The 12143-nt window shown below is 59.1% G+C and carries 12 protein-coding genes and 1 tRNA gene; 1 reads left to right on the top strand and 12 read right to left on the bottom strand.

The window, feature by feature from the left end; all coding sequences use genetic code 11:
- The first annotated feature begins 9 nt into the window (after nt 1-9).
- Complete coding sequence (locus EDC28_RS19255) at nt 10-567, top strand: AhpA/YtjB family protein (protein WP_050660211.1); 558 nt, start codon at nt 10-12, stop codon at nt 565-567.
- A gap of 39 nt (nt 568-606) precedes the next feature.
- Here EDC28_RS19255 and deoD read toward each other — a convergent pair whose 3' ends face one another.
- The 12 genes from deoD to EDC28_RS19195 form a co-directional block, all read right to left on the bottom strand.
- Nucleotides 607-1326, bottom strand: coding sequence for a purine-nucleoside phosphorylase (gene deoD, locus EDC28_RS19250; protein ID WP_050660210.1), 720 nt, complete (start codon nt 1324-1326; stop codon nt 607-609).
- A 12-nt stretch (nt 1327-1338) separates the two neighbouring features.
- On the bottom strand, nt 1339-2559 hold the full coding sequence (locus EDC28_RS19245) for a phosphopentomutase (protein ID WP_123422696.1): 1221 nt from the start codon (nt 2557-2559) through the stop codon (nt 1339-1341).
- Nucleotides 2556-3863, bottom strand: coding sequence for a thymidine phosphorylase (gene deoA / locus EDC28_RS19240; protein ID WP_123422695.1), 1308 nt, complete (start codon nt 3861-3863; stop codon nt 2556-2558). Before deoA ends, EDC28_RS19245 begins: the two co-directional genes overlap by 4 nt.
- Nucleotides 3860-4630 carry a deoxyribose-phosphate aldolase gene (deoC, locus tag EDC28_RS19235; RefSeq protein ID WP_050660207.1) on the bottom strand — a complete coding sequence of 257 codons (771 nt, stop codon included), beginning with the start codon at nt 4628-4630 and terminating at the stop codon, nt 3860-3862. Before deoC ends, deoA begins: the two co-directional genes overlap by 4 nt.
- Before the next feature lie 277 nt (nt 4631-4907).
- Nucleotides 4908-5750, bottom strand: coding sequence for an outer membrane protein OmpK (locus tag EDC28_RS19230; RefSeq protein ID WP_123422694.1), 843 nt, complete (start codon nt 5748-5750; stop codon nt 4908-4910).
- A gap of 216 nt (nt 5751-5966) precedes the next feature.
- Entirely contained in the window at nt 5967-7217 is a 1251-nt protein-coding gene (locus tag EDC28_RS19225) for a NupC/NupG family nucleoside CNT transporter (protein ID WP_123422693.1), read from the bottom strand.
- A gap of 126 nt (nt 7218-7343) precedes the next feature.
- Nucleotides 7344-8102, bottom strand: coding sequence for a TatD family hydrolase (locus EDC28_RS19220; protein ID WP_148049882.1), 759 nt, complete (start codon nt 8100-8102; stop codon nt 7344-7346).
- A 29-nt stretch (nt 8103-8131) separates the two neighbouring features.
- Nucleotides 8132-9709 (bottom strand): peptide chain release factor 3, encoded by a 1578-nt coding sequence (prfC, locus tag EDC28_RS19215; RefSeq protein ID WP_050660203.1) that lies wholly within the window; start codon nt 9707-9709, stop codon nt 8132-8134.
- A 36-nt stretch (nt 9710-9745) separates the two neighbouring features.
- Nucleotides 9746-10189, bottom strand: a complete 444-nt coding sequence (gene rimI, locus EDC28_RS19210; protein ID WP_123422692.1) for a ribosomal protein S18-alanine N-acetyltransferase — start codon at nt 10187-10189, stop codon at nt 9746-9748.
- Complete coding sequence (locus EDC28_RS19205; RefSeq protein ID WP_123422691.1) at nt 10161-10454, bottom strand: hypothetical protein; 294 nt, start codon at nt 10452-10454, stop codon at nt 10161-10163. The genes rimI and EDC28_RS19205 overlap by 29 nt, the downstream gene beginning before the upstream one ends.
- A gap of 97 nt (nt 10455-10551) precedes the next feature.
- Nucleotides 10552-10627: transfer RNA gene (locus EDC28_RS19200), tRNA-Trp, on the bottom strand.
- 79 nt (nt 10628-10706) lie between these two features.
- Nucleotides 10707-11576, bottom strand: coding sequence for an HDOD domain-containing protein (locus EDC28_RS19195; protein WP_050660200.1), 870 nt, complete (start codon nt 11574-11576; stop codon nt 10707-10709).
- Between the last annotated feature and the right edge of the window lie 567 nt (nt 11577-12143).

Genomic DNA, 12143 nt, shown 5'->3' with positions numbered 1-12143 from the left:
AGCGCCATGATGAAAAAGGCAACACCCACTTTCCCTGGCCGGCGCCGTCGTTGGCTGCGCCTGACCGCGCTAACCCTGGCCCTGGCTCTGCTGGGCGCCCTGCTTTGGCGCTGGCAAACCCTGGCTCAGGCCGGTCTTGAGGTTGAGCGCCAACAGATAGGCGTGATGGCAAGGGCCCTGACCTCCCAGGCCGCCTATGCCGCCGGCCAACTGATGAGCCAGGGGGAAGACGCCGCCCTTGGCGGCTTGACCGACCGCCTGGCAAAAGAGCCGCAGCTGCTGGACGCCGCCATTTATGACGCCACCGGCACCGTGCTGGCCCGAAGCGGCAGCGACAAAACCGTGCTGGGCATCTTGCAGCAGGCCGACGAGCACCACCTTATTCCCTACGTCTCGGAAATTCGCTCCGACAACCAGGTGCTGGGATACCTGCGCATCACCCTGTCGGAAGATCAGGTGGTGCACAACGCCCGCACTTACCGCCACCAGGTAGCCAAGAGCCTCAAGGTGATGCTGCTGATGGCCATCTTCATGGGCCTGTTGCTGGCCTTTGTGGTGCGGCGATAAAAAAGGCGCCCTAAGGCGCCTTTTTTGATGCTTGATGGCTTAGGCCTTGTCGCCCAGCAGCACTGAGTCCAGTGCAATCTCAATCATCTCGCTAAAGGTGTTCTGACGCTCCTCGGCGGTGGTCTCTTCACCGGTGCGGATATGGTCAGACACGGTGACGATACACACCGCCTTGGCGCCAAACTCCGCCGCCACGCCATAAAGGCCAGCCGCTTCCATTTCTACGCCCAGGATGCCGTGCTTTTCCATGACATCGAACATGGAAAAATCGGGGTTGTAGAAGAGATCAGCAGAGAAGATGTTGCCCACTCGCACCGCCACGCCTTTGTTGGCGGCGGCGTCCACGGCGTTCTTCACCAGGTCAAAATCGGCCAGGGCGGCGAAATCGTGGCCCTTAAAGCGCATGCGGTTGACCTTGGAATCGGTGCTGGCACCGAGCCCAATGATCACGTCGCGCACTTTAACGTCGGTGCTGATGGCGCCGCAGGAGCCGACCCGGATCAGCTTTTTCACGCCAAATTCGGTGATCAATTCCTTGGCGTAAATAGACACCGAGGGAATGCCCATGCCGTGGCCCATCACGGAGATACGGCGGCCCTTGTAGGTACCGGTGTAGCCCAGCATGTTGCGGACGTTGTTCACTTCAACCGCGTCTTCCAAGAAGGTTTCGGCGATGTACTTGGCGCGCAGGGGGTCACCCGGCATCAGTACTACGTCGGCGAAATCGCCCGGGTTTGCATTAATGTGCGGCGTAGCCATAACGGTTCCTTTTTATCTCTCAAAAGCGTTTCTTGTTGCGATAAAGCTTTGCCCAAAGTCCATGGCCGGCAAGCCAAAATAAGCCGCCAGGGACTGTCCGATATCGGCAAAGCTGTGTCTTTTACCCAGGCTGCCCGGCACCAGGCCAGCGCCGCTGGCCAGCACCGGGATATGCTCCCGGGTGTGGTCCGAACCGGGCCAGCTTGGGTCGCAGCCGTGATCGGCGGTTAACACTAACAAATCGTCACCACCGAGCTGGGCCTGTAATTCGGGCAGCCTGGCATCAAAGGCCTCCAGGGCATCGGCATAACCGGCAATGTCGCGCCGGTGGCCGTAGCTGGAGTCAAAATCCACAAAGTTGGTAAACACCAGGCTGTTGTCACCGGCCCGCGCCACTTCGGCCAGGGTGGCATCAAACAGCGCATCGATGCCGGTAGCCTTAACCTTGCGGCTGATACCGCTGTTGGCATAGATATCCGCTATTTTGCCCACCGACACCACCTCGCCACCGGCGTCCAGCAGCTTGTTCAGCACTGTGGGGCTGGGGGGCTCGACGGCGTAGTCGCGGCGCTTGCCGGTGCGTTCAAAGCCGGTTTCAAGCGAGCCCACAAAGGGCCGGGCAATGACGCGGCCGATATTGTAGGGCGCCAGGCGCGCTCTCGCCAACTCACAAAGGGCATAAAGACGCTCAAGGCCAAAATGCTGTTCGTGAGCGGCTATCTGGAACACCGAATCGGCCGAGGTGTAGAAGATAGGTTTGCCGCTGTCGATGTGCTGCTGGCCGAGCTTTTCCAAGATGGTGGTACCCGAGGCGTGGCAGTTGCCAAGGTAGCCGGGCAGCGCCGCTCCTGCCACCAGTTCGTCCAACAGCGCTTGGGGAAAGCTGTTTTCCTTATCGAGAAAATAGCCCCACTCAAAGAGCACCGGCACCCCGGCGATTTCCCAATGCCCTGAGGGGGTGTCCTTACCGGACGACAGCTCCTCGGCATAACCAAAAGCGCCTGTTACCTCAACAGGCAGGCTGACCCCGGCCGCCACGCTGCCGGCGCTTTCGCTATGGGCGTGAAAAAGCCCCAGGCGCGCAAGGTTGGGTAGCTGCAGCGGCTTACCCGCTGCGGCCCGGTAACGGGCGATGGCGCCCAGGGTATCGGCGCCCTCGTCGCCAAAGCGCCCGGCATCCGAGGTAGCGCCGATGCCAAAGGAATCCAGCACCAAAACGATGGCCCTTTTCATCGCACCACCTCGTACACCACCGGCGTGGCTTGATACTGGCCCAGGGTAACGGCGCTTTGCACCGCCGCTTCGGCCGCGTCGAGGGCCGCTTCGCTGCGGCCATGAACCACCGCCAGGGGCTGCTCGGTACTTTGGCCCAGCCCGATAAGCTCGGTCAGGCCCACGCTGTGGTCGATGGCATCGCTCGCCTGGCGCCGCCCGCCGCCCAAAGCCACCACCGCCAGGCCAAGGGCTCGGGTATCCATGGCGCTCACCACGCCTTCGCCCTTGGCGTATACGGCCCGGCTCAGGGGCGCCTTGGGCAGGTAGCGGGCGCTTTTTTCAAGAAAATCGGCCGGGCCGCCAAGGGCACTTACCATTTTGGCAAAACGCTCGGCGGCGGCGCCGCTGGCAAGGGCTTGGCTCAGCTTGGCTCTGGCCTCGGTATCGTCTTTGGCGAGCTTGCCGAGCATCAGCATCTCGCTGCCAAGGGCCATCACCACCTCGTTAAGGCGCGCATTGGCGCCCTCGCCTTTGAGGTAGCGCACCGTCTCGGCGATTTCCACGGCGTTACCGGCGCTGGAGGCCAGCACCTGGTTCATGTCGGTTAAAAGCGCATGGGTGCGGGTACCGGCGCCATTGGCTACATCGACAATGGATTGGGCCAGGGCTTTGGAGTCTTCATAGCTCGGCATAAAGGCGCCAGAGCCGACTTTGACATCCATCACCAGGGCGTCCAGCCCACAGGCCAGTTTCTTGGAGAGGATGGAAGCGGTGATAAGGGCGATAGACTCCACCGTGGCGCTGATATCGCGGGTGGCGTAAAAGCGCTTGTCGGCCGGGGCCAGGCTGCCGGTTTGGCCGATAATGGCGATGCCGTTATCCCTGACCAATTGCCGAAAGTGGGCGTCGCTCGGGGTAACGTTATAGCCGGGGACGGCCTCGAGCTTGTCGAGGGTGCCACCGGTGTGGCCAAGGCCCCGACCGGAGATCATCGGCACATAGCCGCCGCAGGCCGCCACCAGTGGCCCCAGCACCAAAGACACCAAATCCCCCACGCCGCCGGTGGAATGTTTATCCAGCACCGGGCCGGGGAGATGAAGGTCGTCCCAGCGCAGCACCGTGCCCGAATCGCGCATGGCGCTGGTCAGCGCCACCCGTTCGTCCAGGCTCATATCGTTGAAATAGATGGCCATGGCCAGCGCGGCGATCTGCCCCTCGCTGACCTTGTTGTCACGAATGCCGTTCACAAAGAAGCTCAGTTCCTGGCTGGACAAAGGCAGGCCATCGCGCTTTTTGCGGATGATTTCCTGCGCCAGCATCAGTAGCCCTCTTGCTGCTCCTGGGTAGACACACCCAGGGTGCCGAGCAGGCTCCCCAAGAGACTGGAGGCGCCGAAGCGAAAATGCGCCGGGCTCAGCCAGCCCGGGCCCATGATGCGCTCAGCAAGCTCGAGGTATTGGGCGGCGTCTTCGGCGGTGCGCACGCCACCGGCAGGCTTGAAGCTGATGTCTTTGCCGCTTTCTTTGATGGCGGTGAGCATGATTTCGCTTGCTTCCAAGGTGGCGTTAACGGCCACTTTGCCGGTGGAGGTCTTGATGAAGTCGGCGCCGGCGGCAATGGCGATATCGGAGGCCTTGCGGATAAGGGCCGGCTCTTTAAGCTCGCCGCTTTCGATGATGACTTTGAGCAGTACTTCGCCGCAGGCTTCTTTGCAGGCCTTAACCAGCTCAAAACCCACTTGCTCGTTACCGGCCATCAGGGCGCGGTAGGGAAAGACCACATCCACTTCGTCGGCGCCGTAGGCCACGGCGGCGCGGGTTTCACTGACGGCAATGGCGATGTCGTCGCCGCCGTGAGGGAAATTGGTAACGGTGGCGATCTTCACTTTGCCTTCCACCCCCAGTTCGCGCAGGGTCTTGCGCGCCACCGGGATAAAACGCGGGTAGATACAAATGGCCGCGGTGTTACCCACAGGGGTGACGGCGTCGTGGCACAGGGCCACCACTTTGGCGTCGGTGTCGTTGTCGTTGAGGGTGGTGAGATCCATCAGGCCAAGGGCCTGGCGGGCAGCGGTTTGCAGGTCAGTCATGGGTTTGTCCCCTAGTCATGGCACCGGGCAATACGGGGGTTCGGCGAAGCCAAAAAAGCCGAACAAACCCAACCGGGCACCTGAAAAAACACAGCCTCGACGAGGCCAACGGGGGCGGACTTGGTTCCGTGAAGATTCTAGACTGGTCGGAAAATCCATTTTCCCTCGCCATTGCTTATTGCGCCCATTTTTGGGCGTCGTGAGTATGCCAGAATGCAGCAAAAGACGATACTGCGGCGCCGAACAGGCACATAAGAGCCCTCCGAAGAGGGCTTTTTTAGAACAGGTAGTTAAGGCTCAGGTAATGGCCAAAACCGGAGGTGTCCTGGCGTACGCCGGTTGCCTCGGCGTTGTCTTTGAAGAACGCCATGTTGTTGTAGTACTTCAGGCCATAGCCCACGGCGTAATGAGCACTGTGGTAGTAGATGCCGTTAAACCACTCGGTACTGTTGGGGCTGTAACCGGGGACGCGGCCAATCTTGCTGGCGCCGAACTGGTAATCGAGATACCCCTGGTAGGCGATGAAGTCGCCGCTGGCAAAGCGGTGCACCGGTTTGAACCAGTTGGTAGAGACCTTGTAGCCGTCCCACTTTTTCTCGTTGGCGTTGCCGTAGTTTTCCCGCACATAGCGGGCGTAGAGGTTAAGGCCCATCTTCCCGAACCAGGGCACCTCGATATCGCTGCCAAGGCCCAGATACTGACTCCACAGCCCGCCGTTATCGCCGCTGCTGTCACCGATATTAAATTCGGTGGCAAGGTACAGCTCTTTTACCGGGCCGAAGGACAAATCCCGGCCGCTGATGGCGTTGAGGGAAAAGCGCGGCACTATCTTGGCGTAGAGGTTGTCACCGCCGCTTCTGTCGTCGCTGCCGTCGTCGAGGATATCGAACAGATCCACATAGCCGTAGAGATCGAGGATGCCGGAGCGGCCGCCGAATTCTATCTCCAGGTAGGTGTCTTTGTGGTTTTGAAAAGGAAGGCGGTTGTCTTCACTGTGCATCAGGTTGAAGCTCAACCACTTGTGGTCGGCGCTGTGAAGGTCGCCGACGCCTTCGGTTGCTTGGGCACCAAAGGTGCCACTGGCCAACATCACAGCAAGCAGCTGTCTGGTCAGTTTCATCAAATTGTCCTGCAAGTCACGCTATTACGAGAACCGGCCAATGGGGCCGGTATGAAGCCGGCCGGGATTTAAAAGAAATCGGCGGTGCGCTGCAAGGGCATTATCAGGAAAAAACAAACCAAACGAGACAAGGCTCAAACTCGGTAGTGAGCATTAACTCAAGCATAAAAAAAGAGGAGCCAAAGCTCCTCTTTTTCTTAACATCAACCCGGGCTGTTACAGGGTGCCCAGGGCCAGAAAGAGCCCGGCCAGGGTGGCGCTCATCAGGTTGGAGAGCGAACCGGCAATAACCGCCTTGATACCCATGCGGGCAATGTCGTGGCGCCGGGTCGGTGCCATACCGCCAAGGCCGCCCAGCAGGATGGCGATGGAGGACAGATTGGCAAAACCGCACAGGGCAAAGGTGATAATGGCCTGGGTATGGCCAGACAGAGCCTTGGCTTGGTCGAGGAAACTCACGTAAGCCACAAACTCGTTCAACACCAGCTTCTGGCCGATAAAGGAGCCGGCGGTCACCGCCTCGTGCCAAGGCACACCAATCAAAAACGCCAGGGGCGCAAAGACATAGCCCAGCACCAATTGCAGCGACAGCTCTGGCATACCGAACCAGCCGCCAATGCCGCCCAGCAGAATGTTGACCAGCGCAATCAGGCCGATAAAGGCCAGCAGCATGGCACCAACGTTAAGGGCCAGTTGCAGGCCAGCAGAGGCGCCACTGGCGGCGGCGTCGATGACGTTGGCCGGGGCATCGTCGTTGTCTTCCAGTACCTGCTCTAGGTTCTGGTTGGGGGTCTCGGTCTCGGGCTTGATGATCTTGGCCATCAGCAAGCCGCCGGGAGCCGCCATAAAGGACGCGGCAATCAGGTATTTAAGCTCTACCCCCATCTGGGCGTAGCCGGCCAGCACCGAGCCAGCCACCGACGCCAGGCCGCCGACCATGATCGCAAAGAGCTCCGATTGGGTCATCTTGGCGATAAAGGGCCGCACCACCAAAGGTGCTTCGGTCTGGCCAACGAAGATGTTGGCAGTGGCCGACAACGACTCAGGGCGCGAGGTGCCGAGGGCCTTTTGCAGGGCGCCACCGATGATGTTGATCACCCAGCTCATCACCCCCAGGTAATAGAGCACGGCGATAAGGGAAGAGAAAAACACGATGATCGGCAACACCCGCAGCGCAAAGACAAAGCCGCCATCACCGAACACTGCAAACATCTTGGGCGACACCAGGCCGCCGAACAGGAAGGAGATACCCTGTTGGGAGGCATCAATGACCGCCTGCACGCCACTGGAAACGCCTTGCAGCAAATCCTTACCAAAGGGTACGTAGAGCACCAGGGCGGCAAAGGCGGCCTGGATGGCGAAGGCACCGCCGACGGTGCGCAATTTGATCGCCTTACGGTTGTCAGACAACAGCACAGCGATGGCAAGCAGGGTAACTATCCCCACCAGACCCATCAGAATATTCATGAAGCCACCATTCCTCGAAAAAGCATTTTTAATAGTCCTGTTACTGACGAACAGGTCGCGCGCATTATATCGAAAGGGCCGGGGTTGCCCAGCCGGCCCGGCCCTTTTCTTGAGCCTTATCCCGTTTCAACGCCCTTGGAAAAGACGCCTAGCATTGGCGCTGAGAGTTAGCGCCAAGGCGTTAGGGTCAGCCTGGAGAGTTTCAGATAACGCCTTGTGAATAAAGGGTAAATTCACAGGACTGTTATGTGTGCCCGCTAATCCCTCGGGGAGCATGGACGGGGCATCGGTTTCCAGCAGCAACCACTTGTGGGGAACGGTGCGAAGCGCATCGCGGGTTTTATTGGCGCTCGCCCTCGTTACAACGCCGCCAACTCCTAGATAAAACCCCAGTTTCACAAATTCCCTGGCCTGCTCGCTGCTGCCGGAGAAGGCATGAATAACCCCCCGTACCCCAGGGTATTGCTTGAGGATGGCGGTCAGCCGGGCATGAGTGCCGACGCTGTGCAGGATAATGGGTTTATCAAGGGCCTGGGCCAGCTCCAACTGGCGCGCCAGCCACCATTCCTGAGTGGCGGCATCAGGCCCTTTAAATTTATCGAGCCCCGCCTCGCCGATGGCCACCAAGTCACCGCTGTGGCGGCGAGCAAAGTCGTCCAGCACGCCGAAGGCCCCTTGCTGCTCTGGCAAATACCAGGGGTGAAAGCCCGCGGCCGGCCACAGCATGGGGTACTGCCGGCTCAGTTGCCAGGGCCGCTCAAGGTACGCCAGGCTGACTCCAGGCACCACCAGCGCCTCGACTCCGGCCTGGCGGCAGGCATCCAGCAGCGGCCCCAGGGGCGCCAGTTCGTCAAAATCGATGTGGCAATGGCTGTCGATAAGCATAAAAAAGCCCCGCAACGCGGGGCTCTCCGTTAGTGTTCCCGGGTCTTATGGAAGATGATATCCGGGTAACGCTCGGCGGTCAGGTTCAAATTGACCATGGTCGGCGCGATATAGGTGAGGTTGTCGCCGCCGTCGAGGGCCAGGTTCAAGGAACACTTACGCTCGAACTCGTCCAGCTTTTTGGCATCTTTACATTCCACCCAGCGGGCGGTGGCCACGTTGATGGCCTCGTAAATGGCCTCGACGTTGTATTCAGCCTTGAGGCGCGCCACCACCACGTCAAACTGCAGCACACCCACGGCGCCAACGATAAGGTCGTTGTTGTCGATGGGGCGGAACACCTGCACGGCGCCCTCTTCGGACAGCTGCACCAGGCCTTTTAGAAGCTGCTTTTGCTTGAGCGGATCTTTGAGGCGGATGCGGCGGAACAGTTCAGGGGCGAAGTTCGGAATACCGGTGAACTTCATTTTCTCGCCCTGGGTGAAGGTGTCACCGATTTGGATGGTGCCATGGTTGTGCAGGCCGATAATATCGCCCGGATAGGCTTCTTCCACAGCAGCGCGATCCCCTGCCATAAAGGTCAGGGCGTCGGCGATGTTTACATCTTTGCCGATGCGCACATGGTGCATCTTCATGCCCTTCTGGTACTTGCCGGAGACAATACGCAAGAAGGCGACACGGTCCCGGTGTTTGGGGTCCATGTTGGCCTGAATTTTAAAGACGAAGCCGGAGAAGCCCTCATCGGTGGCGGTAACCTGGCGCTCATCACTCTGGCGCGGCTGCGGGGTGGGCGCCCAGTCGGTGAGACCGTCCAGCATATGGTCAACACCGAAGTTACCCAGCGCAGTACCCCAGAACACCGGGGTCAGCTCGCCTTTTAAGAAGGCGTCCAATTCAAACTCGTTGGAGGCGCCTTGTACCAATTCAAGCTCGTCGCGCAGATCCTGGGCATCTCCCCCAAGCAGGGTATCCAGCTCAGGGTTATCGAGGCCTTTGATGACTTTACGTTCTTGAATGGTGTGGCCCTGGCCCGACTTGTAGAGAATGATTTCGTCATTGGCGATGTGGTAAACGCCCTTAAAGCCTTTGCCGCAACCAATAGGCCAAGTAATAGGCGCGCAGCGGATCTTCAGTACGTTCTCGACTTCATCCATCAGCTCCATGGGGTCGCGAATTTCGCGGTCCATCTTGTTCATGAAGGTGAGGATGGGAGTGTCGCGCAGCCGGGTGACCTCCATCAGCTTGATGGTACGGTCTTCAACACCTTTGGCAGAGTCGATCACCATCAGGCACGAGTCCACTGCCGTCAGGGTACGGTAGGTATCTTCGGAGAAGTCTTCGTGGCCGGGGGTGTCCAGCAGGTTCACCAGGCTTTGGCGGTAGGGGAACTGCATCACCGAGGTAGTCACGGAAATGCCCCGCTCCTTTTCCATCTCCATCCAGTCAGATTTGGCGTGCTGGCCTGAGCCGCGGCCTTTGACGGTACCGGCTTTCTGGATGGCCTGCCCGAACAGCAACACCTTCTCGGTGATGGTGGTCTTACCGGCGTCGGGGTGACTGATAATGGCGAAGGTTCGGCGCTTGGCGACCTCGGCAGGGATGGACATGAGCTACTCACCAACTGTCAAAAACGTAGCCGCGGATTATACCTTGTCCAGACTAAAGCGCATAACCAGAGCGTCTTCCCTGGTCGATACCGTGGGGTAATAGCCTTTGCGGCGCCCTACTTCTTCAAACCCCATGCGCCGATAAAGGCCGATGGCCTCGCTGTTACTGGCCCGTACTTCCAGAAAAATGGCGCTGTCGCCAGCCGCCCTGGCCTCGACAATAAGGTCATCCATCAAAAGCTTGCCAAAGCCCAGCCCGCGGCAGGCCGGCAATACACAGATGTTGAACAGGGTACTTTCATCCAGCACCCGCTGGCAGATGGAAAAGCCCACCGTCAGGTTGTCTTGCCACAACAGGCGCACCCGGTAGCCCTCGCCAAAGCAGCTGGCAAGCTGCGTCTCGCTCCAGGGGTAGTCCTGATGGCTTTCGATAAACTGCAGTGCCGGCAGATCAGCCGGGCTTGCTGTGCTGAACGTCATATAAGCTGTAGAGCTGTTGCCAGAGCTGGCGTTTGGCGTCGGCCGAGGCCAGACAAAGCTGGGGATCTAGAGTGATGTCGCCATCGGGAGCCCAATGCAGCATGGCGGCGCCTTCCACCAGGTTCAGCCCCAGCGCGTCGGCCACTGCTTGGCAAAAACGGCGGCTCTCGTCAGTCAAAGAGAAACTGACGCCAAGCAGTGAAGGGTCGTCATGGGGGCTTTTGAGCCGGTACTTGACCAGCCCCAGTTGCTGCAGGTAATCCACGAGGCCTATCCGATGATGAAGGGCTTTTGAGTGTAAAAGGCTTGGCCCGCCGGGAAAAGAAAAAGCCCGCTCGAATGAGCGGGCTTTTTCTCTAATTTGGCAGGGGCGGAGGGACTCGAACCCCCAACTTTCGGTTTTGGAGACCGACGCTCTACCAATTGAACTACGCCCCTGTAAAGCGAGTGCAATTATATCGACTCGCGCTTGGAGGTAAAGGGCTTTTCACACCAAAACCAACTGTTTGCTTTCTTTTTATACGGCCATCAGGAAAGGGCTGCCGTCACGGGCTACCGCTTCTTGCGCCGAGACCAGCGCCGGCCAGTCTAGCCCCACTTTCTTGGCCACTTGTTCCGGCCAGGACGGCGGTGGCTCATCGCCCTTACGCAGCTGAACGCCCAAGGTCATGGCTAGGTTTTCGGACCATTCGGGGCGAGCATCAGCGCCACCGCCCTGCTCCACCAGCCAGGTGCTGAGGTAAACCAGCGCCGCTTCGGGTGAAAAATCACCGTTCAGGGGAGAAAACTGATGTTTGAGACCGTTCACCACGGTCAAGGGGAACTGCCAGCGGCGAGCCAGTTCGGCTCCGATTTCGGCACTGGTAAACCCAAGCACCGCCTGCTCAGCCTTGACCCGACCCTGGCGGGAAGTCAGCGCCATGATGTCGTCCGCTTCTTTGGGGTGCGAGACCACCAGGATCAACAGGCCAATATCGTGGAGCATGCCGCAGGTAAACTGCTGCTCGGCCGGTAAGCCTGCCGATACTGCCAATTGCCGGCAAAGCTCGGCAGTTAAAAAGCTGTTTTCCCAAAATTTCTTGAGATCGATCCCCGGCAGCCCCGTTGTCGCCGAGATAAGCCCCGAGGCAATCACCAAGGTGCGCAGGCGCTCCAACCCCAGGCGAATAGAGGCCTCCTTCACCGACGCAATTTCCCTAACCCCACCAAAACGGGAAGAGTTGGCCAGCCGCAGCACCTTGGCCGAAAGCACAGGATCGCGGCTCAGATCGTCGATGATGCGAAAGATATCCGGGTCCGGATCGTTGAAAGTGGCAATAAGATCCTGAACGACTTCCGGAATATTGGGAAGCAGATGGGGTTTGTCGAAAAACTCTTGTAACTGCATTGTCCATTCCTCTTAGCGGTGCATGGTCAGTGTAGTAGAGGAACCCCTGCGTCGAATATTTATCCTTTTCATAACAATGCACTGCATCACATCAATACCTTTGAGGTTAGGCAGTTAGGTAGGCGGAATAAGTGCTGCTGCAAGCACCAGGGATATTTTTAAGGAGAGGACAGCTTTTTTAAAATGGAGCAGCTTACAACGATAGCCGAGAGTTTCTGGGACCAACCCAGGGCCAAGCCCTTCGCGCTGCCGGCCTGAGCCAGTGCTATCGGCACTTCGCCCTACTCTCACAGGGGAAGGACGCTGCCTGCGGCAGCGACTGGTTTGTTCTCGCCATGTGAAGTTAACGAAGCTGCGTCACATCCGTCAGGAGCGGATTGGGACCGCCGCAGGCGGGTCGCGTAGAGACGGCCGGCACCATGCCACACGCGCAGCGTGGTGGGTGAGCCTCGAAGTGAAAGCGCCGCTTTCCCGCAGGCGACAACTTTGCCTGGAGCAAAGTTGAACATCGGAGCCAAGCGACGATGGCCCGAAGGGCGAGGACAGGGACAGTCCGAGTAGTGCGAG

The sequence above is a fragment of the Gallaecimonas pentaromativorans genome, from assembly GCF_003751625.1.
GTDB lineage: Bacteria > Pseudomonadota > Gammaproteobacteria > Enterobacterales > Gallaecimonadaceae > Gallaecimonas > Gallaecimonas pentaromativorans.
This window is presented reverse-complemented; position numbering and strand designations above follow the sequence as displayed.

What these genes read in the sequence shown, in the direction of transcription:
- EDC28_RS19220 (WP_148049882.1), bottom strand. Translation starts at nt 8,102, where the DNA reads ATGCTTATCGACAGCCATTGCCACATCGATTTTGACGAACTGGCGCCC.
- EDC28_RS19225 (WP_123422693.1), bottom strand. Translation starts at nt 7,217, where the DNA reads ATGAATATTCTGATGGGTCTGGTGGGGATAGTTACCCTGCTTGCCATC.
- deoD (WP_050660210.1), bottom strand. Translation starts at nt 1,326, where the DNA reads ATGGCTACGCCGCACATTAATGCAAACCCGGGCGATTTCGCCGACGTA.
- rimI (WP_123422692.1), bottom strand. Translation starts at nt 10,189, where the DNA reads ATGACGTTCAGCACAGCAAGCCCGGCTGATCTGCCGGCACTGCAGTTT.
- prfC (WP_050660203.1), bottom strand. Translation starts at nt 9,709, where the DNA reads ATGTCCATCCCTGCCGAGGTCGCCAAGCGCCGAACCTTCGCCATTATC.
- EDC28_RS19230 (WP_123422694.1), bottom strand. Translation starts at nt 5,750, where the DNA reads ATGAAACTGACCAGACAGCTGCTTGCTGTGATGTTGGCCAGTGGCACC.
- EDC28_RS19245 (WP_123422696.1), bottom strand. Translation starts at nt 2,559, where the DNA reads ATGAAAAGGGCCATCGTTTTGGTGCTGGATTCCTTTGGCATCGGCGCT.
- deoC (WP_050660207.1), bottom strand. Translation starts at nt 4,630, where the DNA reads ATGACTGACCTGCAAACCGCTGCCCGCCAGGCCCTTGGCCTGATGGAT.
- EDC28_RS19195 (WP_050660200.1), bottom strand. Translation starts at nt 11,576, where the DNA reads ATGCAGTTACAAGAGTTTTTCGACAAACCCCATCTGCTTCCCAATATT.
- EDC28_RS19255 (WP_050660211.1), top strand. Translation starts at nt 10, where the DNA reads ATGAAAAAGGCAACACCCACTTTCCCTGGCCGGCGCCGTCGTTGGCTG.